Source organism: Kitasatospora sp. NPDC051164 (genome assembly GCF_044455625.1).
GTDB lineage: Bacteria > Actinomycetota > Actinomycetes > Streptomycetales > Streptomycetaceae > Kitasatospora.
The window spans coordinates 90,400-112,581 of sequence record NZ_JBITFB010000024.1 but is presented as its reverse complement, the minus strand read 5'-3'; the positions used below and the strand labels follow the sequence as shown (position 1 = coordinate 112,581).

The 22,182-nt window shown below is 72.6% G+C and carries 20 protein-coding genes; 10 read left to right on the top strand and 10 right to left on the bottom strand.

What is annotated here, in order from left to right; genetic code table 11:
• Nucleotides 1-10 precede the first annotated feature (10 nt).
• Both ACIBEC_RS31705 and ACIBEC_RS31700 read right to left on the bottom strand, forming a co-directional pair.
• Nucleotides 11-1,273, bottom strand: coding sequence for an MFS transporter (locus ACIBEC_RS31705; RefSeq protein ID WP_360502596.1), 1,263 nt, complete (start codon nt 1,271-1,273; stop codon nt 11-13).
• Nucleotides 1,270-2,181 carry a pirin family protein gene (locus ACIBEC_RS31700; RefSeq protein ID WP_360502598.1) on the bottom strand — a complete coding sequence of 304 codons (912 nt, stop codon included), beginning with the start codon at nt 2,179-2,181 and terminating at the stop codon, nt 1,270-1,272. Before ACIBEC_RS31700 ends, ACIBEC_RS31705 begins: the two co-directional genes overlap by 4 nt.
• Before the next feature lie 332 nt (nt 2,182-2,513).
• Between ACIBEC_RS31700 and ACIBEC_RS31695 the strand changes: the two genes are divergently transcribed.
• From ACIBEC_RS31695 to ACIBEC_RS31680, 4 genes are all read left to right on the top strand, one after another.
• Nucleotides 2,514-3,353, top strand: a complete 840-nt coding sequence (locus ACIBEC_RS31695) for an RNA methyltransferase (RefSeq protein ID WP_360502841.1) — start codon at nt 2,514-2,516, stop codon at nt 3,351-3,353.
• A 156-nt stretch (nt 3,354-3,509) separates the two neighbouring features.
• On the top strand, nt 3,510-4,682 hold the full coding sequence (locus ACIBEC_RS31690) for a serine hydrolase domain-containing protein (protein WP_360502601.1): 1,173 nt from the start codon (nt 3,510-3,512) through the stop codon (nt 4,680-4,682).
• 139 nt (nt 4,683-4,821) lie between these two features.
• Nucleotides 4,822-5,658 carry a phytanoyl-CoA dioxygenase family protein gene (locus tag ACIBEC_RS31685; RefSeq protein WP_360502603.1) on the top strand — a complete coding sequence of 279 codons (837 nt, stop codon included), beginning with the start codon at nt 4,822-4,824 and terminating at the stop codon, nt 5,656-5,658.
• Between the two features lie 429 nt (nt 5,659-6,087).
• Nucleotides 6,088-7,638, top strand: coding sequence for an alpha/beta hydrolase (locus ACIBEC_RS31680; protein ID WP_360502606.1), 1,551 nt, complete (start codon nt 6,088-6,090; stop codon nt 7,636-7,638).
• 65 nt (nt 7,639-7,703) lie between these two features.
• Here ACIBEC_RS31680 and ACIBEC_RS31675 read toward each other — a convergent pair whose 3' ends face one another.
• The 4 genes from ACIBEC_RS31675 to ACIBEC_RS31660 all read right to left on the bottom strand — a co-directional run bounded on the left by ACIBEC_RS31675 (nt 7,704) and on the right by ACIBEC_RS31660 (nt 12,688).
• Nucleotides 7,704-11,021, bottom strand: coding sequence for a BTAD domain-containing putative transcriptional regulator (locus ACIBEC_RS31675; RefSeq protein WP_360502608.1), 3,318 nt, complete (start codon nt 11,019-11,021; stop codon nt 7,704-7,706).
• A 287-nt stretch (nt 11,022-11,308) separates the two neighbouring features.
• Complete coding sequence (locus tag ACIBEC_RS31670; protein WP_360502611.1) at nt 11,309-11,836, bottom strand: GNAT family N-acetyltransferase; 528 nt, start codon at nt 11,834-11,836, stop codon at nt 11,309-11,311.
• Between the two features lie 113 nt (nt 11,837-11,949).
• Entirely contained in the window at nt 11,950-12,189 is a 240-nt protein-coding gene (locus ACIBEC_RS31665; protein WP_360502614.1) for a hypothetical protein, read from the bottom strand.
• A 136-nt stretch (nt 12,190-12,325) separates the two neighbouring features.
• Nucleotides 12,326-12,688: a peptidoglycan-binding domain-containing protein gene (locus tag ACIBEC_RS31660; protein ID WP_360502616.1), complete on the bottom strand. Its 363-nt coding sequence runs from the start codon at nt 12,686-12,688 to the stop codon at nt 12,326-12,328.
• A 203-nt stretch (nt 12,689-12,891) separates the two neighbouring features.
• Between ACIBEC_RS31660 and ACIBEC_RS31655 the strand changes: the two genes are divergently transcribed.
• Together ACIBEC_RS31655 and ACIBEC_RS31650 are read left to right on the top strand one after the other, a co-directional pair.
• Nucleotides 12,892-13,911, top strand: a complete 1,020-nt coding sequence (locus ACIBEC_RS31655; RefSeq protein ID WP_360502619.1) for a S66 peptidase family protein — start codon at nt 12,892-12,894, stop codon at nt 13,909-13,911.
• Between the two features lie 368 nt (nt 13,912-14,279).
• On the top strand, nt 14,280-15,563 hold the full coding sequence (locus ACIBEC_RS31650) for a hypothetical protein (protein ID WP_360502621.1): 1,284 nt from the start codon (nt 14,280-14,282) through the stop codon (nt 15,561-15,563).
• A gap of 189 nt (nt 15,564-15,752) precedes the next feature.
• On the opposite strand, the gene ACIBEC_RS31645 is transcribed toward ACIBEC_RS31650, so the two are convergent.
• Complete coding sequence (locus ACIBEC_RS31645; protein WP_360502624.1) at nt 15,753-16,118, bottom strand: hypothetical protein; 366 nt, start codon at nt 16,116-16,118, stop codon at nt 15,753-15,755.
• Between the two features lie 90 nt (nt 16,119-16,208).
• Between ACIBEC_RS31645 and ACIBEC_RS31640 the strand changes: the two genes are divergently transcribed.
• The gene (locus tag ACIBEC_RS31640; protein WP_360502627.1) at nt 16,209-17,252 is read left to right on the top strand and encodes a winged helix-turn-helix domain-containing protein; all 1,044 of its coding nucleotides are present in this window, start codon (nt 16,209-16,211) and stop codon (nt 17,250-17,252) included.
• A gap of 328 nt (nt 17,253-17,580) precedes the next feature.
• On the opposite strand, the gene ACIBEC_RS31635 is transcribed toward ACIBEC_RS31640, so the two are convergent.
• Nucleotides 17,581-18,591, bottom strand: a complete 1,011-nt coding sequence (locus ACIBEC_RS31635) for a S41 family peptidase (RefSeq protein WP_360502629.1) — start codon at nt 18,589-18,591, stop codon at nt 17,581-17,583.
• A 57-nt stretch (nt 18,592-18,648) separates the two neighbouring features.
• Here ACIBEC_RS31635 and ACIBEC_RS31630 point away from each other — a divergent pair, with 57 nt between their 5' ends.
• Both ACIBEC_RS31630 and ACIBEC_RS31625 read left to right on the top strand, forming a co-directional pair.
• Entirely contained in the window at nt 18,649-19,170 is a 522-nt protein-coding gene (locus ACIBEC_RS31630) for a winged helix-turn-helix domain-containing protein (RefSeq protein ID WP_360502631.1), read from the top strand.
• A gap of 160 nt (nt 19,171-19,330) precedes the next feature.
• Nucleotides 19,331-20,020 carry a hypothetical protein gene (locus ACIBEC_RS31625; protein ID WP_360502634.1) on the top strand — a complete coding sequence of 230 codons (690 nt, stop codon included), beginning with the start codon at nt 19,331-19,333 and terminating at the stop codon, nt 20,018-20,020.
• Between the two features lie 171 nt (nt 20,021-20,191).
• Here the strand turns inward: ACIBEC_RS31625 and ACIBEC_RS31620 are convergent, their stop codons facing one another.
• Nucleotides 20,192-20,569 carry a peptidoglycan-binding domain-containing protein gene (locus ACIBEC_RS31620; RefSeq protein WP_360502636.1) on the bottom strand — a complete coding sequence of 126 codons (378 nt, stop codon included), beginning with the start codon at nt 20,567-20,569 and terminating at the stop codon, nt 20,192-20,194.
• A gap of 309 nt (nt 20,570-20,878) precedes the next feature.
• On the opposite strand from ACIBEC_RS31620, the gene ACIBEC_RS31615 reads away from it, so the two are divergent.
• Nucleotides 20,879-21,136, top strand: a complete 258-nt coding sequence (locus ACIBEC_RS31615; RefSeq protein WP_360502638.1) for a DUF5302 domain-containing protein — start codon at nt 20,879-20,881, stop codon at nt 21,134-21,136.
• A gap of 271 nt (nt 21,137-21,407) precedes the next feature.
• Here ACIBEC_RS31615 and ACIBEC_RS31610 read toward each other — a convergent pair whose 3' ends face one another.
• Nucleotides 21,408-22,133 carry a hypothetical protein gene (locus ACIBEC_RS31610; protein WP_360502641.1) on the bottom strand — a complete coding sequence of 242 codons (726 nt, stop codon included), beginning with the start codon at nt 22,131-22,133 and terminating at the stop codon, nt 21,408-21,410.
• Between the last annotated feature and the right edge of the window lie 49 nt (nt 22,134-22,182).

Sequence of the window (22,182 nt, the reverse complement as noted above, 5' to 3'; positions counted from 1 at the left end):
GCGCGTCCGGTCAGTGCACCAGCGAGGCGACGTACGGGCCCAGCCCGGCGATCCGCTCGCCGAACACCGCCAGCTGCGGGCCGAGCGCCGCGCCGAGCAGGAACACCAGGTTGAACAGCCCGATCGCCTCCGACCGCCGCTGCGGCGCCACGGCCTCGGTGGCGGCGCCGGTCAGGACGCCCTGGCCGCCCGCGGTGACGCAGGCGCTGGCCCCGGCGCCCAGCAGCACCAGCGGCGCCCAGGGGCCGAACGCGGCGAGCGCGAGTGCGGCGAACGAGACGCCGAGCAGCAGGCCGGTGGTCCGCCGCAGGCCCAGCCGGGGCGCGGCGCGCACCAGCGACCAGGAGAGCAGCGCGCCGGTCAGGGTGGCGAGCGAGCCGACGGCGCCGGTCTGGACGGCGCTCCAGCCGGTCAGCGCGGCGACCCGCCGGGGCGCGCCGTACACCAGGCCGAAGTTGACGGTCGCCAGGACCAGCATCACCGCCGCGACGGCCCGGAAGCGCGGCACCGCCAGGGCGTCCAGGCCGCGGAACGAGCGGCACGCCGCACCCGCGCCCGCGCCCCGCGCCGGCTCCACACCCACACCCACACCCGCACCCGCGCCCCGCGCCGCCTCCGCCCCCGCCCCCGCACCCGGGCCCGGCGCCGCCTCCGGTCCGGCGCACCCGCGCAGTGCGGCCGGCAGCACCGCGAAGGTCAGCACCGGCAGCACCAGGCAGGCCCGCCAGCCCAGCCCGGCCGCCACCGCCGCGCCGATGAACAGCCCGGCAGTGCCGCCCGCCGCGCTGCCGATCGCGACGACCCCGGAGGCCCGTCCGTCCGGTTGGCGCGCGGCCAGCTGGAAGGCGGCCACGTTGAATCCGGCGGCGCCGACCGCCAGCAGAGCGCGCCCGGCGACCAGCGGGCCGAGGGCCGCCCCGGCGGCGAGCGTGACCAGCACGCCGAGCAGCAGCGCCCCCGCGGAGGCGAGCAGCAGCGCCCGGGGGCCGCGCCGCCCGGCAGTGCCGGTGAGCAGCGGGGTACCGAGCATCATGCCGAGCCCGTAGCCGCTCATCAGCCAGGCGGCGGAGCCGGGGCTGGTGTGCAGCTCCCGCGCGATGGCGGGCAGGACAAGGCTCGGACTGGAGAGTCCGGCCGCCCCTGGGGCGGCGACCGCCGCGAGCAGCAAGCCGGTCCGGAGCGACCCCTGTACGCCCCGGCCGGCGCTGCCCGTCGGCGGCTGCGCCGAGCGCGTGCCCGCCCCTGCCGCCGTGTCCAGCACTCCCGGACTCACTCCGGGATCCTCCCGAACTTTCCGTTCGAGAAGTCGAGTTGGGCCTGCCGGAGCTCGGCTGCGGTGTTCATCACGAACGGGCCGCCGCGGGCCACCGGCTCGCCGATCGGCTCGCCGGCCAGGACCAGTACCTCGGCTGGGCCGTCCGGCGCGGCGACGGCGATCCGCTCGCCGTCGTGCGCCAGTACGGCGAGCTGGCCGTCCGCCAGCGGCGCGTCGGGCAGTTCGACGGCGCCGGAGAGCACGTAGACGGCGGCGTTGTGGCCGACCGGCACGGTGAATTCGGCCTGCCCGCCGGCGGCCAGCACGGCGTGCGCGAGCAGGACCGGCAGGTGCGTCTCGAAGGGTCCGGCCACGCCGTGGCTGCGGCCCGCGATCACCTTGACCCGGCTGCCGTCCTCGGTGTGCACCACCGGGATGGTGTCGGGCCCCTGGTTCTGGCTGCGGGCCGGGAGGTCCTTCAGCCGGGCGGGCAGGTTCACCCAGATCTGGAGCATGTGCTGGCGGCCGCCGTGGGCGAGCAGTTCGGCGGTCGGCTCGTTGGAGTGGACGATGCCGGCACCGGCGGTGAGCCACTCGACCTCGCCGGCGACGCTGGTGCCGCGCCGGCCGGTCGAGTCGGCCCAGTCCATCGAGCCCTCGATGAGGTAGGAGACCGCCTCGAACCCACGGTGCGGGTGGGCGGGGGCGCCCTTGGCCTCGCCGGGGGCCAGCAGCAGCGGACCGGTCTGGTCGACCATCAGGAACGGGTCGAGCATCGGAAGCTCGGCCACCGGGAACGGGCGGCGGACGGGGAAGCCGGCGCCCTCGAAGGTGTGCACGGGATCGATGACGGTGGTGGTCGAACGGACGGTGGTGGTCGAACGGACGGGGGCGGCCTGGGCCGCGGCGAGCTGAGTCGTCGTCATGCCTCAACTGAACTACACGATCCAGTTCAGAGTCAAGACTGAACCGTCTGGTTGATCAATTGAACTGAACGGTTCAGATTCATCCGACCCCTCCCCCGGCGGCGTACCCGATGGGACACCAGCGCCTCCTGGAGCGCTCGTCGGCTTCGACACCCTTGGGAGCACCAAGAGGCCGCTCGAGTTCAGGGCCTGAGTTGCCGTCAGCACCGCTTCTGCGCACTCGCCGCCACGGGCCGGTCATGATCTTGCGGGGTGTAGTGTGTCGAGAGGTGCTGGTGCGGACTCCGTCGGGGTGGAGCGCACTGCAGATGGCGGTCGACTTGGGGGGTCAGGTGCCGGCGGTTCAGCGGATCATGTCGCGCAACGCGCGCTTCCAGCAGTGGGAATCACTGCTCGGCAACCGCAACAAGCGGACGCGGGCGGGAGAGTTCCTGGTCCAGGGCGTACGTCCGATCTCCTTGGCGGTCCAGTACGGCTGGCCCGTCCGGGCGTTGATCTTCGACTGCAAGCGGAAGCTGTCCCGATGGGCGCAGGAACTGCTGCGGACGCTCGACGCCGAACAGATCGCCATGGCACCCGAGATGCTGGCGGATCTGGGGGAGAAGAACGAGAGCGCGCCGGAAATGGTCGCCGTGGTGGAGATGCCGGCCGACGATCTGAGTCGGCTGCGACGGGCCGGGAACAGCTTCCTGGGCGTCCTGTTCGACCGGCCGACCAGCCCCGGCAACATCGGCAGCATCATCCGGTCCGCGGACGCCTTCGGTGCGCACGGGCTCATTGTCTCGGGCCATGCCGCAGACGTATACGACCCCAGGGCGGTTCGGGCCAGTACGGGATCCCTGTTCGCACTGCCCGCCGTGCGCGTGCCGTCGCCCGACGACGTGATGGCCTGGGTCGGCGAGCAGCGGGCCGAGGGGCAGCCGATCGCCCTGGTCGGCACCGACGAGAAGGGTGACTGCGACGTCTTCGACTTCGACTTCACCCAGCCGGTGCTGCTGCTGATCGGCAACGAGACGTCAGGGCTGAGCAGCGCCTGGCGGGAGTTGTGCGACCACACGGTCAGCATTCCGATGAGCGGCTCGGCGAGCTCTCTGAACGCGGCGAACGCCGCGACCGCCGTGCTGTACGAGGCTTCGCGGCAGCGGCTCGCCGCCGTGAACCGCCCGGCCTGACCTATACCCCTCCCGGCCCTTCGACCCGACCAAAGCGCTCCTCGAAAGGTCGGGTCGACTCACCGTCACCCCTCCTAGCGTTGGTGCTACGACCTGCGCCGCCCCGGTGTGTCCGAGGCGCAGGCCCGGTTGGACCAGCCACCCGAGGAGGAAGTGATGACCGTGAACGACACTGGCACGACAGGAGCCGATGCCGGCCTGGCGCCGCCCGACAGTGCGTTGGCCGGTTTCGTCGAGGCCACCGCGACCGGGTCCGGGATCCCCGGTGTCGCCGTGGCAGTGTGGGCGAACGGCCAGGAGACCTTCGCCTGCCACGGTGTGACGAGTGTCGACGACCCCCTGCCGGTCACCCCGGACACCGTGTTCGCCCTGGGGTCCGTGACGAAGACGTTCACCGCGACCGCCCTGATGTGGCTGGTCGAGGACGGACTGGTCGACCTCGGCTCGCCGGTGCGCCGCTACGTGCCACAGCTGCGGCTCGCCGACGAGCAGGCCGCCGCGCAGACGACCGTGTCGGACCTGCTCAACCACACGGCCGGACCGGACCGCGGCCCGGTCCTCGACACCGCGGAGGGCGACGACGCCCTGGCCGCCGAGGTGGCCCGGCTGACAGACCTGCCGCTCCTGGCAGCACCCGAGGAGCGGGCCTCCTGCAGTCAGGCCGGCTACAACCTGCTCGGACGGGTGATCGAGAAGGTCAGCGGGATGCCCTACGAGCAAGCCGTCGCCGAGTTCGTGCTCGACCCCCTGGGACTCGAGGACTCCCTCTTCGCACCCGGCGACGTGCCGAGGTGGCGCTTCGCCGCCGGACACACAACAGACGCAGAAGGAACGTCGGCGGTTTCGCGACGCCGGAACGGAACCCGCGCGAACAACCCCGGAGGGGGCCTGTCCTCCTCGCCTGCCGACCTGTTGCGCTGGGCACGGTTCCATCTCGGCGACGGTCGGACGCAGCGTGGCGAACACCTGCTCCCCGCCGACTCGCTGCGGCAGATGAGGGAACCACCCGGCACCGTGCGCTCCAGCGCACTCGCCGACGCGATCGGGACCTGCTGGGTCCTGCGCGATATCGATCAGGTACGCACCGTCTGGCAAGGCGGCTCGGCCTTCGGTCAGTTCGTCGAACTGCTCCTGGTGCCGGAACGCGACTTCGCCGTCGTGTCCGCCTCCAACGCCGGGCCGCAGGGCATCCCCGGCAGCCATGCCATCGTCCGATTCGCGCTCGAGCACTACGCGGGCCTGGTCGACCGTGACCCCGAGGACGAGCACAGCCGCGCCCCGGGCGTCGACCTCGCCGACCGGCACGTCGGCCGGGCACCGACATCCTGACCGGAACAAGCGGCGACCGGCCGGACACCCGGCCGGCTCCCGGACGTGGCCGAACGGGTCGGCGGTGCCATGCAGCGCCGGTCTGCGCGGCACCGGAAACCCCACCAGCCGTCCACCGACTGCGATGGAAAGTAGCAGCATGCGAGATGTTCTGACGTCTGGTCAGATCGACCGATTCGTTTCCGATGGCTTCATCCACCTCGAAGAGGCATTCTCCCGGTCGCTGGCCGATGAGTGCCGGGCGTTCCTGTGGCGCGAGACCGGTCTTGATCCGGACGATCCCGCCACCTGGACCCAACCGGTGGTCAGGCTGTGGGGATACGCGCAGGCGCCGTTCCAGCGCGCCGCGACCACCGAGCGCCTGCACGGCGCGTTCGACCAACTGGTCGGCCCGGGCCGCTGGTTGCCGCGTATCGGCCTGGGCACTTTTCCCATTCGCTTTCCGCACCCTGACGATCCCGGCGACACCGGGTGGCACATGGATGCCAGTTACACGCCAGAGGGGGAGACCGGCTACTGGCTCAACCTCCGCTCCCGTGAGCGGGCGTTGCTGATGCTGTTCCTGTTCTCGGACGTCGACGCCGACCACGGGCCGACCCGGATCAAGGTCGGCTCGCACCTGGACGTTCCCGCCTTCCTGGAGCCGGTGGGCGAACGCGGTATCGACGGGATGGAGCTCTGCCGGACCATGGACACCGCGGGCAAGCTTGATGCCCCTGACCGCCCGCCGGCGCTCGCCACCGGGCGAGCCGGAGACGTCTACCTCTGCCACCCGTTCCTGATCCACGCCGCCCAGCCCAACCGCGGCACCCAGGCGAGGTTCCTCGCTCAGCCTCCGCTGTACTCGGCCGCCCCGCTCGACCTCGACCGCACCGATGGCGCGTACACACCGGTCGAACGCGCGGTGCGGCTCGGACTGCGCCAGACCAGCGGCTCAACGACTCGGCAGGGGCAGCCACCCCTGGGCCGGCAGTAACCGCCGAACCACCGGCCACTGGTGGAGGCTGCCGGATTGCCTTCTTCCCAGGCGAGTTGGCCGATCGCCAGAACCAGGCAGGCACGTGTCACAGGGTCGTCCTCGCGAGGGAGGAGGGCAGGCAGGGCGGCCGGGGGTCTCCGGGTGGGGGCAGCGCGGCTGCCAGGGCGTAGGCGGTGGCCACCGCCCTGCCCCGCCCTGCCACCGCCCTGGCGGACGGTGCCCGAGCCGCTGCCAGCGGGATGCCAGCGCTCTGCCAGTGAGGTGCGGAACCGTCGGATGTGCCGGGCGGTACGCCGCGACACAGGAGCGCGCGACTGTCCGGCCCGTTGACGAAAGGGCACTCACGTGACTCGCACCTCCCCTCCCACCAGCGCCGCGGCAGGCCCACGCCGGCCCAGGGCTTCCCGCGCTGCAGTCCGACGGTCGGTGGCTTCGTGGCGGCTCGGCGCGGGCGCCGCCGCGGCCGCGCTCCTGGCCGCGGTGTGTCCAGCGACCGCCGTGGCCTCGCCGGACACCGCCCCGGTACCGCGACTCGCCTGGGCGACGTGCGCGGACGGCTTCGAGTGCGCGACCGCCCGCGTCCCGCTCGACCACCACGATCCGCGCGGCGCCGGGATCGACCTCGCCGTCATCCGGCACCCGGCCGGCGACCCGGCCCATCGGATCGGCTCGCTGTTCTACAACCCGGGAGGCCCTGCCGTGGCCGGCACCGTGGCTCTGCCCCTGATGCTCGGCCAGTTCCCCGAGGAGGTGCTCAAGCGCTTCGACATCGTCAGCTTCGACCCGCGCGGCACCGGCGGCAGCGCACCCGTCCAGTGCTTCGACGACCCGGCCGACGAGCAGGCCCTGCTGGCCGGCACGGCCGCCGGCTACCCCGAGGGCGAGGACCAACAGAACGCCTGGGCCGACGCCTACCAGCGCCTCGCCCGGCAGTGCGCGGCCCGCAACCCCGCCCTGCTGGCGCACATCTCCACCGCCAACGTGGCCCGCGACATGGACCTGCTCCGCCGGGCGGTCGGCGACCGGCAGCTCACCTACCTGGGCACCTCGTACGGCAGCTACCTCGGCGCCAGCTACGCCAACCTGTTCCCCGACCGGGTTCGCGCCATGGTCCTCGACAGCGCCCCGGACCCGGTGGCCTGGTCGACCGGCCACGGAAACCAGGCCACCACCACGGGCACCCTGCTGCGCAACGGCAGCGACGTGGCCGCCGACCGCGTCCTCGACGCCTTCCTCGACCGGTGCGGCCAGGCCGGCCCCCGGACCTGCTCCTTCTCCGCCGGAACGGCTGCCGCCACCCGGGCCAGGTACGGCGAGCTGCTCCAGCGGCTGCGCACCCGGCCGGTCGCGGTCGGCGGCGCGACCTTCACCACCGGCTCGGCCGTGGAGGCGACGATCCTCTCGCTCTACGCCGCCAACCCCGTCCCGAACCTGCCCGGCACGGGCTGGACCCGGCTCGGCGCAACCCTCCAGGCGCTGTGGGCCGCCACCGAGGCCCCTGCCCCGCCGGGCACCCCGCTGCCGCCCGTCCTCCACCGGTCGCCGGACCAGGCGCTCGCGGTGGCCTGTTCGGACAGTGCCTACCCGCCCGCCCGGGCCGACTACCCGGCCCTGGCCGCGTACGCCCGGGCCCGCTCCGGTGAGGCCGGCCCGTACTTCGCCTGGACCGACGAGCGCTGCGCCGACTGGCCCGCCCGGGACCGCGACCGCTACGACGGCCCCTGGAACCACCCGACCGCCCGGCCGATCCTGGTGGTCGCCAACACCGGCGACCCGGCCATGCCGTACGAAGGGTCCCGCACGATGGCCCGCTCGCTCGCCCGCGCGCAGCTGCTGACCGTCGACGGCTACGGCCACACCGTGCTGGCCAACCCCAGCGACTGCGCCGCCCGGCACGAGACCCGCTACCTGATCGACGGCGCCCTCCCCGCCTCCGGCACGGTCTGCGCACCCACCCAGCCGCCGTTCAGCGGCTGATCGCACATCCGCCCTGTCGCGCCACCCACCCAGGGTGGCGCGCCGGACGCGCTCCGGAGGACCGGTCAGCCGGCCTCCAGGAGTAGCGCCTCCGGTCGCGACAACGCCCGGCCGCGTTCCCAGGCGGCCCGGAAACCGGCCTCGCCGAGGGCCTCGGCGCAGCCGTCCAGGATGGCCCGCAGTTCCGGGTCGCCCACGTCATGGGCCCCGCGCAGGCCGTACGCCGCGCCCAGAGCCGCCGCACCGCGCGCCGCGTGGCCGAGCGCGAGGCAGTACTCGGCGTACCCCTCCAGGACGTCCGCCCGCACCGGCTGGTCGCCGCTGTCCGCGGCAAGTTCCAGGGCCCGGCGGTGCAGCGGGTCGGCCGCGTCCGGCGCGCCGCGCCGCTGCTCGGTCCGGGCCAGGCCGGTGTGCAGCAGGGCCAGCAGGTGCAGCCGCGCCGGGGCACCGGGGCCGGTCGCGGGCAGCCGCTCCAGCCGCCGCAGTGTCTCCTGCTGGCGGTCCACCGCCGTCGCCAAGTCGCCGGTGCGCCGGGCGAGTTCACCGAGCGCGTAGCCGACGGCGGCCTGCAGATGCCGGTCCCGGTCACGTTCGGCGGCGGCCAGCGCGCGCTCCAGGTCCACTCGGGCTGCGGCCGGTTCGCCGCAGCGCGCCCGCAGCCGGCCCGACAGCAGCAGCGACAGCGGCGCCTCGCCGGAACCGCCCATCTCGGCGTCCCGTTCACCGGCCTCCGCCAGCGCCGCGAGCGCCTCCTCGGCCGCGCCGGTGACCGACAGCAGCGCGGCCAGAGTGACCAGCGCCAGGGCCAGGCCCCAGCGGTCGCCCAGGACACGGAATCCGTCCACGGCGGTCCGCAGACAGTGTTCGGCGCGCCCGATCCGGCCCGCGCCCAACTCGATCCGGCCCAGCACCAGATGGGCGGCGGCGCGTATCCACCGGTCCGGGTGCTCGCCGTACCGCTGCGCCGTGGCGCCCACTGCGTCCGGCGGCCCCGCCATGGCGAGCAGCAGTGCGGCGGCCAGGGCGACGGGGTGCTCGGCCCGCTGCGCCGCGACCAACGCCCCGCCCATCGCCCCCGGCGGGATCACGGTGTCGCCGGGCTCCCGGAACGGGGAGGTGAGCTGCGCCAGGATCACGCACAGGGCGTGTGCCTGCTCCAGACCGGGCGGCGCGCTGAGGCCGTGCGCAGCGAAGACGGCGGACGTCCACGCACCGGCCTCACGGCCCTGACCACGCATCAGCCAGGGCCAGGCCCGGGCGGCCGTCAGCCGCAGGGCGTGTTCCGGCGGGCCGACAGCGACCGCCCGGCGCAGCGCCGCGTCCAGGTTGCCCTGTTCCGCGTCGAGCCGGGCCATCAGGGCGATCTGACGGTCCGTCCGGAGCAGGGGTTCGGCGTTCTCGGCGAGCTCGACGAAACGGCGCAGGTGGGCGGCGCCGGTCGGGCCGTCCTCACCGGCCTCGACGAGCCGTTCGGCGGCGTACGCGCGGACCGTCTCCAGCAGCCGGTACCGCACCAGCCCCGGCTCCCGGTCGACGGCCGCGACCAGGGACATGTCGGTCAGGGACCTGTCGACCAGGGATCTGTCGACCAGCGACTTGTCGACCAGGGACTTGTCGACCAGGGAGGACAGCAGGTCCTCGACGGCCGTCGGGTCGGGCGCCGGCCCGTGCGGCCAGTCGCCGGCGCAGACCAGGTGCGCGTCGGGGAGCGTCGCCCCGCCGGCGAACACCGAGAGCCGTCGCAGCAGGACGCGCTCGTCCTCGTCCAGCAGCTCCCAGCTCCAGTCGACGACGGCGCGCAGCGTGCGGTGCCGGTCGGGGCCGGTGCGGGAGCCCCGGTCCAGCAGCCGGAGCCGGTCGTGCAGCCGCGCCGCGACCTGACCGGGGTTCAGGGCGCGCAGCCGGGCCGCCGCCAGTTCGAGGGCCAGCGGCAGGCCGTCCAGTTCCCGGCAGATCCGGACGACCGGCTCGACGGTCTCGTGGTCCAGGGCGAATCCGGGACGGGCCGCGGCGGCCCGCTCGACGAAGAGGGCGACGGCCGGGTGTGCGAGCGCCTCCTGTGCGGTGGAGCCGGGTGCGGGTACGGCGAGCGGCGCCACCGGCCAGAGCACCTCGCCTGGGACACCGAGCGGTTCGCGGCTGGTGGCCAGCACGCTGAGCCGGGGCGCGGCGGCCAGCAGGCGGTGCGCCAGCAGGGCCGCATCCTCGATCAGGTGCTCGCAGTTGTCCAGGACGAGCAGGACGTCACGCCCCTCCAGGGCCCGGACGATCCGCTCGACGGGCTCCCCGGACTGATCGCCGGCGGGCAGGCCGCCCGCCAGCACCCCGGCCTCCGCCGGTCGACAGACGGCTGCCAGCACGACCCGGGCCACCGCGTCCGGGCCGTCGGCACCCGCGAGTTCGGCGAGCCGGACGTCCGTCGCGGGCGGCGCGGTCGCCACGGCCGCGACCGCCAGCCGGGTCTTGCCGACACCGCCCGGCCCGGTCAGGGTGACCAGGCGGGAGCAAGGCAGGCGCTCCCGGACCGCCGTCAGTGCCTCGTCGCGGCCGATCAGAGCGGTGAGCCAGGTCCGCAGTGCCGCACGGCCGACGGGGTTCCCGGTGGGAACGGGGGCCGGCCTCGGCGGAGGCGACTGTGCGCCGGACAGTACCCGCAGGTGAGCATCCCGCAGTTCGGCGGACGGGTCGGCGCCCAGCTCCTCGGCCAGCGCCCGCCGGGTCCGTTCGAACACCTCCAGCGCCGCGGCCTGCTGTCCGTCCGCGTGGAGCGCGCGCATCAGCCTGACGGCGGCCCGCTCGCGCAGCGGGTGGGTGACGCAGAGCCCGGTGAGCTCGGCGACCAGCCGCGGCAGCGTGCCGACCTCGCCGAGGGCGAGCAGGGCGTCGGCCCGGTCCTCGACCGCCGACAGCCGCAGCTCCGCCAGCCGGGCCGCCGGCGCCGCGGTGAACCCGGCGCCCTCGCCGTCCGCGAACGGTGCCCCGCGCCACAGTTCCAGCGCCCCGCCCAACAGCGGGACCGCCTCGGTGAACCCGCCCGCCGCCAGCGCGGCCCGCCCCGCCGCCGCCCGCTGCTCGAAGTCCCAGGCGTCCACGCTCGCCCGGGGCAGGTCGAGCACGTACCCGGCGGGGTGCGAGCCGACCACGGACCGATCGGCCCCCAACACCCGACGGAGCCGGGAGACCAGGGACTGCACGGCACCGGCCGGCTCCTCCGGCGGGGCGTCCCCCCAGAGGTCGTCCACCAGACGCTCCCGGGTGACCACGCGCCCTGGATCGAGCGTCAGCCGGAGCAGCAGCAGCCGAAGCCGCGCTCCGCCGATCTCGAGGGCCGTCCCGTCCTCACCCCGGACGACCTGTAGCGCCCCCAGAACGTTGATCCGCACCCGCCCACCCCTCGCTCAGCACTACCGATCAATCAAGATCATTATCCCGACGCCTGGGCGGCGCCGAGCGCGGGGCGCCAAAGCAACCAGTCAGGATCACTTGACGGACGGTCAAGACGATGTGAGACGGGGCAGCTGACACCAGGGGGTCCACGCGCCACACGGATGTCCCGTCCCAGTCGATCTGGTCCCAATCTCAGGTGATCCGGTCCGATTCGCTCGTCGTCTCGGTCGATCTGGTCCCGTTCGGGCTGCTGTCGTCGGAGAGCCGACGTCGGGCGGTCGGCTCAGCTGAGGTTGACGCTCGACGTGGTGTTGCGGGTCATGCGAACGTTGGGAAGCCTGCCCCGCCAGAGCTCTCGCTCGCCTGTGGTCGTGAATCCGTAGCGCTGGTAGAAGCGGACCGCGCGTTCGTTGTAGTCGGTGACCCACAGGCGCATGGGTGTGTCCCCCGCCCAGGCGAGGAACTCGTTCATCATCCGGCTCCCGATGCCTTGGCCTTGCGCTTCGTCCAGCAGATACATCGGCCCGAGCGTGACCACCTCGTCCCGGCGACCACACAGGAATCCGGTGATCCTCGCCTCGAAGCGGATGACTCGGCAGAACAGCACGTCCGGTTGCCGCTTCGCCTCCTCGATGAACGCCCGCCACTGGGCGATGCCCTCCGGGGTGGCGGAGGAGCCACGGTGCTCGCGGATCCACGTCTCATCAATCCCTGCGTCTTCGTTGGGATATGTCTGCAGCCAAGCCCTCAACAGCAGAGGACCCAGAGATGCGGCATCGTCGGCGCAGGGGACTTCGATCTGATGGACCATGGGGTCATTCTTGACGGTGCGTCCCGGGTGTCTCGCACGCACCCCGCCGCATTCCCCGGCCGTCCCGGAACCCCCAGCAGCGCCCGACCCGGCCGTTGACCGTGTTCGCGGGTTCACTGCCAAATCTGCTTCGACCAGTCACCCCGAGGACGATAAGCACGGCCGTCACCGACCTGCTTCATCCCACCGGAAACAACGTCCCCGTGGTACGGATACTGCTCCGTCACCGCCGCCGGCAGGAACTCCAGGAAGCCGCCCTCGAAAAGGCCCCACTCCCGCATCGAGTCGAACCTGCAGCGACCGGCCACCGGTCCGGGTCCGGGCCCCGCATCAGCCGGATGAAGACCGAACACCGCCGCCTCCTGGCGGGCCGTCGTCGCCGCCGTCCGCGCGGGCTCACTTCCCGTCGAGGGCGACACCGACCCCAACGGCGTCGAGGGCAGGGCATCAGCGGATGCCCTGCCCCCGACGCTGTCCCTACCGGCTACCTCAGCAGTTGGGGTAGGCGTTCACGGAGCTCCACCAGTCCAGCGCCCCCCAGGTCTGCGGGCCGACCTGGCCGTCCACCTGGAGGTATCCCATGCACTTCTGGAAGAAGTAGACGGAGTTGAGGGTGTCCTGACCGAACACCCCGTCGACGGTGATCTTGGCGTGCTTGTCGGGGTTGATCGAGTAGTTCAGCTCGCACTGAAGCTCCCGTACGGCATCGCCGGTGGCACCGACCTTCAGCAGCGGCTCGCTGGTGCTCCACTCACCGCAGCGCGACCCCGCGGCGTTGGCGGTGCCGGCGGTGGCGACGGTGCCGGCGAGGAGCAGGCCGGTGGCGGCCAGCCCGATGACGATCTTGCGCATGGTTGTTTCCCTCCCGTTTGGCATGCGCCTGGCGGCGCAGCGCGTGCCTCGACACTAGCCAGCACGATGCCCCCGAGGGGTATCCAATCGGGCACCCGATTCCGTGGGCCAATCGGACAGCGGCAGGCCCCTGCCCCGGCTCTGGGGCCGACGCGCGGCGAAAGTCGGGTGACCCTGCCGGTGGCACCGGCGACACTGGCGCCATGACTGGTTCCGCACTGCCGCAACTGCTTCGACCGCGTGCCCTGAGGCCCGGAGATCTCGTTGTCATCGCCGCGCTGTCCGGTCCGCTGCCGGCCGCTCATGAGCCCAACGTCGAGCAGGCGGTGGTCGTGCTCGAGCGGATGGGGTTCCGCGTGCGTCGGGCTCCGCTGCTCCAAGCAGGCCGGCACCACTGGTGGAGCGCGGCCACGCCGGCCGAGATCGCCGGGGAGTTCAACGGCCTTCTCCGTGATCCTGAGGTGCGTGCGATCGTCGCGAGTGACGGCGGTCAGACGGCGCTCGGCTACCTCGACCTGATCGATGTCGAGGCGGTCAGGGCCGACCCCAAGCCGATCCTCGGCTACAGCGACATCTCGCTGCTGCATCTGGCGCTCTATGCGCGCACAGGTCTGGTCGGGTTCCACGCCGACATGGCCGTCCCCGGCTTCGGCGGACACTGGCAGCGCGCGCCCGTGGCGCGCCGGGCGGAACTCGAGAGGCTGTACTCCAGGCTGCTGACCGGCACCGAGGCGATCGGTGCGCTGCCTGCGAGTGCGTCGTGGGAGTGCTGGCGTCCTGGCCGTGCCGAGGGCCGGCTGATCGGCGGGGTGATCAATCGCATCGTGCTGGCGCAGGCGACGCGTTTCGCGCTGCCCCTCGAACGGTTCGACGGTGCGGTGTTGTTCTGGGAGGAGATGGGCGGCCTGGCATCGCACGTGTGGAGCTACCTGCAGGTGCTGCGGCACGGCGGCATCCTCGACCGGATCTCCGGCATGGTCGTGGGCGTTCCGCGCGAGATCAGCGGACTCGAGCCCGGCGCGTCTCCGGCCCTGCCCGAGATCGTCCTCGACGCCCTCGGCGACCGGGACATCCCGGTCCTGGGCAACGTCGAGTTCGGGCACGCCGGCCCGAACCTGCCGATGCCGGTCGGCATCCGCGTCCGCCTCGACGCGCAGCAGCGGACACTGTCGCTGCTCGAACCGGCGGTAGGGCCCCACGCGACGATCGGGCCCGTCGACTGAACACCGCGGATCAGTGAGCCGACAGCGTCGCGACGTCCGGTCCGGACGCTCGGCTCCTGACGTCGGGATCAGCAAGGCGGTGAGCCCGTGCGGAGAGGTCCGGGCGGCCGAGACGGTGGCCGGCGGGTCCACCGGGAAAAATTCTTCGAACCCGCCTGCAACCCGGGCGGGCGCCGCACGTCTGTACAAGTGAGAGGCGCGGAAGGGGGCCACCTTCCGCAGGCGGGGGCGATCTCTGCGTCCGTGGTCCGGCAGGGTCACGGGCCCGCCCCGGCCGCTCGCTCTTCCACTCGCTCGTTCATCCGCTTCCGGCGTAGCCGAACCCCATGTTCGTCATGCCCACAACAAAGTTGCTTCCAGGGGGAACCATGTCCACCACCCGTATCCGCCGCTCCCGCTCCCGCCACGCCGTCTCCGTCGCGGCCGCGCTCGGTGTCGCCGCGCTCGGCGGCACGCTCGCACTGCCGGCGCAGGCGGCCTTCGCCGAGGGTGCGCCGCACGACACGCACAAGGGGACACTGACCGTCCAGGCGCCGGCGGCGGTCGGCTTCGCCGGGCAGCCGGTCGCGTTCACCGAGACGCTCGCCAACACCGGCACCGAGGACACCGCCTTCGCGCTCCTCCTGCAGACCACGACCGAGGCCGGCACACCGCCGCACGCGATCACGATCGACTACAAGGACCCGGCGGACGGCGCGTGGAAGTCCGTCCCGCTGGGCTTCCACGCCGGGCTCTACGAGGCCACCTACGACGGCGCGACCGGCGCCATCACGGTCGCGGCCGGCAAGACCGTGAAGCTGGACCTGCGCATCGGCGCCCCGATGGGCCTGCCGCACGACGGCGCGACCAATGGCGGCTTCCGCTCCATCACCCTGGACTCCCGCCTGACCGTGCCGGGATCGGGGGAGAACCTGGCCGATGAGGTCAAGACGATCAAGGTCGACTCCATCGGCAGCTCACTCGCCCACGTGCCGGCCACGGCGGTCGCCGGCGGGGAGCCGATCGAGTTCGACGCGGTGCTGGCCAACCCCACCCCGTCCGCGTACGTCAACCTCGGCAACGTGCTCTTCGTCGACCCTCACGCCACCGTCCAGGTCCGCAAGGCCGACGGCTCGTGGACCACCCTGCAGAAGGTCTCCGACCAGATCCCGGACGACAAGCCCGGCGTCTACCTCCAGGGCCGCGACTCCTCCATCGCGGCGAGGAAGACCACGGTGACCCGGGTGCGGGTCTCCTACGACGCGGCCACGCCGCCGGGCGCGACCCAGATCAGCCCGTGCGTCTTCGTCAACGAAGGAGCCCCGTTCCGCGGGACCACCAACTGCGGCCAGGGCACCACCGTCAACGTCGTCGCCCCCGAGAAGAACACCGACAAGAACACCGAGAAGAGCACCGGCACGAGCGCCGACAAGTCCACCGGCGCCGAGCCCGGCACACAGGCGAAGCCCGCCACCGACACCAAGCCGGCCACCGACACGGCGCCCGCCGCCGAGGCGTCGGCGCCCGTCCCCGCCCCGGCCGCCCCCGTCACGGGTGAACTCGCCGCCACCGGCGCCCAGTCCGACGGCATCACGGCCGCCACCGCCGCGGCACTCGCCGCCCTCGGCACCGGCGCGGTCCTCCTCGCCCGCCGCCTGCGCCGCCAGTCCTGAAACACCCGCCGACCCGCGCCTGCCCGGGCGTCCGGCCTCGTCGGCCGGGGCCGTCGGTCAGGACGCGGGCGGCGTCCTCCTCCCGGGCTCGGCGGCGGTACCCGGGGCGGTTCGGCTCCGGGACGTGCCGCCGGTCCCGTCATGGTCCGGTCCCCCGAGACGGGGCCAGGACGGAACCGGCGACGCCTGTCAGTACGAGGCGCTGGTGGCGCACCGGCGGGAGTCCAGGTTGCACACGACGACGTACGAGGTGATTCCGGCGTCCAGGAGCTTCGCGGTCCAGGCCGTGTCGTGAGGAATGCTGGTCCAGTTGCTCGAGCGCCCGCCGTTCGACTGCGTGAGCACCACGCTGCAGCCGTCGCCGGTGGTGGAGGTCGCGTAGCCCTGCACGTGGTCGTGCCCGTCGGCGAACGTCACCACCATGCCCCCGGCGCAACCGGGGACGTTGGCCGTGTAGGTGGTACTGGCCGACGCCGTCGCGGCGCTGAGGCCCAAGCCGGCGGTGGCGGCGACGACGACAGCGCCGAGGCGGACAGCGGTGCGCTTCCTGATCATCAGTGTCTCCTGGTGTTCGGTGTGTTCCTGACTCAAGGCAACCGGCTGACGGGACCGCCCCTCGAGTGATTCGATCAGGTTCGAACACTCATGACGCCGACCGCACGGGCGGCCGGCAGCCGACCTCCGGGGGGTGTCGTGCTCCACCTCGACATGGACCGCGCCGTACTCGCGAACACCCGGTTCGCGATCTCGCCGCTCAGCACCGGGATCGGCGCGTTGCGCCTCCTGCGCGACAACAAGCGCCCGGGCGGCGACGGTTGGCGGGGCAGAATCCAGGAGACCGTCCGTGACCGCAAGCTCGTCCTGCTGGGCTCGCTGTTCAGCGGCTCGTGGGACTACGTGCCGGACTTCCTGACACCCCAGCCGCACGCCCCCGAGACCGGACTGCACGAGGAACTGCACACCGTCGCCACCACGGATCCCGCCCGGCTGCGCTGGGAGCTGCAGGTCATGGCCCAAGGGGTCAGCGAGGAGCACCTGGCGGGCCGGGCCACTCCCGTGGCCCTGCGCGACGCCCTGGAACGGGGCGAGCACGACTTCGCCGAACGGATGGCGGCGGAACTGCACCGGCTGTGGGAACGCGCCCTCGCCCCGCACTGGACGGCCCTGCGTACCCGCATGGAAGAGGACATCACCCACCGGGCGCAGACCACCGCCCGCCACGGCCTGTCCGGCATGCTCGCCACCCTGCACCCCAGGATGCTCTGGAACGACGACCACCTGAGTCTGACCAGCCGCTTCCACGCCCGGACCAGCGCCGCCGCCGGCCTGGTCCTGACCCCCTCCGTGTTCACCACGGACCTACGCGTGGTCATCGACTCGATACCCGCACCCGCCACACGCCAGCCCATGCTCGCCTACCCCTGCCGCCCCGGACCGGCCACCCGCCCCGGACCGGCCGTCCACGCCCTCCTCGGAGCGACCCGCACACGCCTGCTGTCCGACCTGCACACCCCCCGCACCACCGCGGAACTCAGCGAACGGCACTTCCTCGCCACCAGCACCGTCTCCTACCACCTCGGCATCCTGCACCGCACCGCACTGGTCACCCGCACCCGCACCGGACAACACGTCCTCTACCGCCAAACCCCCCGCGCCACCGACCTCCTGGCCACCCCTCAACCCCACTGACCCCACAACCGACCATGACCGACACGACCGCTACCGGACCGATGCCTGTGCCGGCGTCCGCGTCGGCGGGGCAAGGCTGTACGGGACCACCGCCGCCGGGACAGGACCGCGGGACGGACGGGGCGTATGGGGCGGGCGGGCCGGCCGGCGACGGCCCCGGCCCGCCGGTGGAGCGCGTCAGGAGCACACTCCACCCGCCGGTCAGCCTCCCGTCGATGCGGGCCCCGGCCCGCCCGCGCAGCCGCACGCCGGACCGGAAGACCCGGGCCGCCTCGCCACCGGTCCGGTAGTGGCACCCGGTGGCGGTGTCCGGGGTGGTGGGGCTGTGTCAGGAGCCGTTCTGCGCCAGGCGCGTCACGGCCAGTTCCAACGCGCGCTCGAGTGCGGTTTCGGCTCGGCACGGCACGTCGGGCTGGACGCCGGTGTCCTCCCAGTTGGTGCCCGAGACGGGGTTGAGCGCGCGGGCGACGGGGACGGAGAGTTCCAGGTGCGGGTGCACCGTCCAGCCCTCGCGCGGGTGCGCACCGCCGCGGGTACTCTCCCCGACGACCTCGGCACGCCCGAGTTGCTGCAGGTCGTAGGCGAGTTCCTCACCTGCGGAGAAGGTCTTCGCACTCGTGAGCACGTAGAGCGGCTTGGTGGCGCCGTAGCGGGCGCCCGGGACGAACGGGGGCGTCCAGGACTGCTCGGCCTTCTCCCCCTGCCGCGAGACGATGGTGTTCAGGTGGGTGCGGCCGTCGAGCAGGTAGCCGCAGACGAAGGCGACCGTGTCCGGGTCGCCACCGACGTTGCGGCGCAGGTCCAGGATCAGCGCGCGGGCCGGGGCCACCAGGGAGAGCGCCGCGGCCAGCGGCTCGGCCGCCCAGTCCAGGGGGAACATCGCGGGTGCGATCTCCAGGACCGCGACTCCGGAATCGAGGAGCTCCACCCGCGGAACACCCCCCAGGCCCTCGTCGAACTGCCGCCGCATCGCGGCGAGTACGGCCGCGCCCCGCTCCGACGGTACGGGCTCGGCATGGAACTTCAGAGCCAGGTGCTGGTCACCGTTGACGGACCGCAGGTCGGCGGTGACCCCTTCGGCCAACTCCTCCGCGGTCGCGGCCCGGTAGGCTCCCTCCGCACACCGGCTTCGCAGCAGGGCCGCCAACTGCCGGGCGACATCGGGGAAGACGTAGTTCCCGGCGACCAGGTCGGCGATCGACTCGACGACGCCTGCAGTGTCCGGGACGGGGACGGCGGTGGAGCCGGCGGCCGTGACGGTGTCGGTGTCGGTAACGGGGGCAGTGGTGTCAGCGGCGGTGGCGTTGTCCAGCGCGGGTGACGAGGTGGTGGTGGTCATGGCAGGGAGTAGATCAGCGACTTGTCAAAGCGTCAACCGCACTTAACACTTGATTCGGTGAGCCATCAACCAGACGAAGACGTCCAGCAGATCAGCACACCCCAGCAGCACGCCGCGCTCGCCCACCCCGTACGCCAACGCCTGCTCTTCGCCCTGAGCGGGCAGCCCTCCACGATCAGCCGACTCGCCGCTCAACTGGGCGTGAACAAGGGCAGTGTCTCCCACCACCTGCGAGTGCTGTGCGAAGCCGGACTGGTCCAGGACGCCGGGACTCGGCAGGTCCGTGGTGGCACCGAGAAATACTACCGGCGAACCGCACAACGCCTCCTCGTCGACGAGCCACAGGCCGAAGGCACAGCCGCGATGCTCGGCGCGGTCGCCGCCGAGACGGACCGCTCCCCCCTCGAACACACCCTGACCCTGCGCCACCTCCGACTCAGCCCCGCCAAGGCCGCACAGCTGGCCCAAGCGCTGACCCGCCTGGTCGACGAAGTCGAGGAAGACCCCGGCGAACCCGTGCACGGCCTGCTCGTCACCCTCTACCAACAGCACGACGCCGGCACACGAACCCGCCCCTGACCCCGCACCCGTCGACCCACAACCCACCAACCCCTGTCCAAGTCCCGGACCAAGTCCCGGACCAAGGACCGAAAGCGCTGCTTCGCCGCGAGGATCCCCGACGAGCGGGACTTCCGCACCGTGAGCGTTTAACCTCGACTGATCACAGAACGTCACACACATGATCGAAGTGTCGAGGGGTTTCGCGGTGGAGCTTGTGCCGGATGACGATTCGCTGGGTGGTGTCCGACCACTTCTGGAACGTGGCGAGGCCATTTTGGGCTACGAGCCCCAGGAGGGGTTCCCGGATCGCTGCTGGGTTCTGCACACCGTCACGGTGCGAGGGGAACGGGTCCGGTGGGACGACATGCTGGCGCGCGCCGGCAAGCGACTGGAGGACTGGCAGTACACCCCCTCGTTCCGGCTCTTCGAGGGGCTGGACCTGCCCGAAGACGTAGAGGGCCCGGACCTGGGCGAGATTGACCGCGGCAGCCTGGCCCGCCTGGTCGAGGTCCTCGCCCGGCACAGCCCTGATGGGCTGCGCACGGAGTGCTACTGGGCCCAGGCGGGGATCGAGGACGCGGGCCGCCCCATCCCGGCCCGCCGGGGCCGGCTGGAGGAGGCGCTTGCTCACCACGATGCCTGCGCGTGGCCCGACCGAACCGTACACACCCAGTTTCCCGCGCACTGGTGGCCCGTGGAGGGCTCCTGGTTCGTCCTGACCGACTGGGACCTGAGCGCGACCGAGGTGTTCGGCCCTCCGGCCCTGATCGCCGACCTTCTCGCCGATGACGGGCTGGATGCCGTGCGCCACCCCAGCATCGCCGAGGTCGAGGGCAGCGTCGCGCAATGGCGCGAGCAGGCACCATGAGCCCGCTGCGCATCCTGCCGGCCCTCTGACCTCGAACAGCGTCCCGAACGGTGGTCCTTGCCTTCCACAACCGGACGACAAGGACCGCCGTCACGCTCGGACCCCATTCCCAGCAGTGTCTCCTGGTGGGGCCCGCCAACCCCGATGCCTACCGGAGTTGAGCGTCGGGTGTCACTTGAGGGTGGGCAGGTAGGGGTAACAGCCGTAGTAGTCCTTGGTGGCCTCGACCATGACGTCGCCGGTCCTCGGGCCGACGACACCGTCCTGCTGCAAGCTCGCCCACTTCTGGATGGCCACGATAGCCCCGTAGGTGTCGGGGCCGAACGAGCCGTCCACGTCGACCGTGTGGTAACCGGTCTGGTAGTGCAGGTCGTTGGATATCTGCTGGACGCACTTGACGCTTGCGTAGGTGTTGCTCTTGCCGTAGCCGACCCAAAGGGAGCCGGAGTTGGGCACTGCCTGGGCGGTGCCGCCCAGGGCGCCGACGGTGACAAGGGCGACGGTCGCGAACAGGAACGCGCCGCGACGCTTGATGGAGGTGCTGTTCAAAGGAACCCCAAAAGTGGCATACAAGTGATCGTCGGACCCTGGACTATACGGGCGGACCTACCGACGGGTCGCCGGCGCGGGCCCAGCTACCGGACAGCTCTCGCCCGGCTACCGCGATCAGCCACGGCAGAGCGCGGCAGAGCGGCAGCCGACGCGGACACCGATACGCCCGCCGGGACAAGCTCACCGCCGAGCAGGCCGGGCAGCTGGAGGCCCTCGGGGTGGCCTGGTAGGCCGGGCCGGTTTCGGGGCATGACATGGTGTCCCGTGAAGGCATCAACCCGACACCACCCCACCAGGAGGTCCTGCATGAGCAGCGGCGTAGCGTCATCCGAGAACCCCGAGAACCCCGAGAACTCCGAGAGGTCGGAGGCCGACCAGGCCGCCGAGGTCCCCGCGGCCGCCGCCCAGGACGACGTCAAGGCCCAATTCCTCGCCGCGCTGGAGCGCAAGCACGGCGCCAAGGGCGGGAGCACGGCCGGCGGTCCGAACAGCGAATCGAAGATCCACGGCGCGCACGCCGCGGCGGGAGGCAAGCGCAACTTCCGCCGCAAGAGCGGCGGCTGACCGCGCTGGTGCGCACCGGAGCGGCCGGGCCTCGGCGGGACGGGCTGGGCCGCTTCGGGTGTGCGCGTGCCCCAGAGCCGGGGCACCCGGGCCCGGCGGACGTTTCGGCCCGGATGGGCGGTGGGGTGTCGCTGTCCGGACACGCAGGTGTCTGCACCGGGCAGGCCGATGTGGAGCTCCACGGCGAGGGCCGTGGTGCTCCGGCCGGATGACGGCATCGATGCGGCGATACCGCTACTGCCCCCACTCGCGGCCGCGCGGCCGGACCGCTCTACAGCCCGCTCGGCCAGGTGTAGCTGCTCGGGACCGGGACTGCGGCGTTCTCGGCGGCCGTCCCGTAGACCAAGGCGACCTCGTCGTGGTCGTGCAGCAGGATCGCGGCCGGGTCGCCGCCGACCTCCTTGCCGTTGACGTAGGCCTTCAACGTGTGGGTGCCGTCGGTCTTCAGGCCGCCGAGGTGGTCGGCGGAGGCGGAGACCTGCCATTCGGTGAGGAACTGCCCGAGGCTGAAGTCCGCGCGAACCGGCGACTCGACGTGGATGACACCGCTGGTGTCGTGGCTGTGCAGCGGGCTGATCCGCTGCGCGCTCTCGTCCACGCCGATCAGGGCCGGCACCTCGACGGGCCTGCCGTCCGCCAGGACGTCCAGATGGGTGTGGATGTGCAGCGCCGTGCCCTCCGCGCCGAGCATCGGCAGCCCGGCCGCCGCCACGGCGGCCGCGACGTCACTCGGCGCGTCCCACGGCGGCAGTGTGGTGCGGCCCACAGCCGTGGTCCGCGGCTGTGCCGGGATCCCGTGGGAGGAACCGGTCGAGCCCTGGTTCGTCGCGATCACGGCGGCGATTCCGCCGACCACCGCCAGGGCGACCAGGCCGATCGCGCCGCGAGCCAGTAGCCGCCGGCGCCGTTCCCGGCGGGCTTCCTCCGCCCGGAACGCCGCCGTGTGGGCCCTGCGGTCGGCCGCACCCGGCTTCCGCCCCGGTTTCGGCTCAGACATCCGTACGGACCTCCTCGCGCGCGACGGCGCCGCTCGGCACCACCCCGTC

Coding starts and splice junctions, on each gene's coding strand:
- ACIBEC_RS31625 (WP_360502634.1), top strand. CDS start 19,331: ATGATCGAAGTGTCGAGGGGTTTCGCGGTGGAGCTTGTGCCGGATGAC.
- ACIBEC_RS31635 (WP_360502629.1), bottom strand. CDS start 18,591: ATGACCACCACCACCTCGTCACCCGCGCTGGACAACGCCACCGCCGCT.
- ACIBEC_RS31650 (WP_360502621.1), top strand. CDS start 14,280: ATGTCCACCACCCGTATCCGCCGCTCCCGCTCCCGCCACGCCGTCTCC.
- ACIBEC_RS31660 (WP_360502616.1), bottom strand. CDS start 12,688: ATGCGCAAGATCGTCATCGGGCTGGCCGCCACCGGCCTGCTCCTCGCC.
- ACIBEC_RS31645 (WP_360502624.1), bottom strand. CDS start 16,118: ATGATCAGGAAGCGCACCGCTGTCCGCCTCGGCGCTGTCGTCGTCGCC.
- ACIBEC_RS31615 (WP_360502638.1), top strand. CDS start 20,879: ATGAGCAGCGGCGTAGCGTCATCCGAGAACCCCGAGAACCCCGAGAAC.
- ACIBEC_RS31655 (WP_360502619.1), top strand. CDS start 12,892: ATGACTGGTTCCGCACTGCCGCAACTGCTTCGACCGCGTGCCCTGAGG.
- ACIBEC_RS31700 (WP_360502598.1), bottom strand. CDS start 2,181: ATGACGACGACTCAGCTCGCCGCGGCCCAGGCCGCCCCCGTCCGTTCG.
- ACIBEC_RS31640 (WP_360502627.1), top strand. CDS start 16,209: ATGACGCCGACCGCACGGGCGGCCGGCAGCCGACCTCCGGGGGGTGTC.
- ACIBEC_RS31610 (WP_360502641.1), bottom strand. CDS start 22,133: ATGTCTGAGCCGAAACCGGGGCGGAAGCCGGGTGCGGCCGACCGCAGG.
- ACIBEC_RS31670 (WP_360502611.1), bottom strand. CDS start 11,836: ATGGTCCATCAGATCGAAGTCCCCTGCGCCGACGATGCCGCATCTCTG.
- ACIBEC_RS31685 (WP_360502603.1), top strand. CDS start 4,822: ATGCGAGATGTTCTGACGTCTGGTCAGATCGACCGATTCGTTTCCGAT.
- ACIBEC_RS31690 (WP_360502601.1), top strand. CDS start 3,510: ATGACCGTGAACGACACTGGCACGACAGGAGCCGATGCCGGCCTGGCG.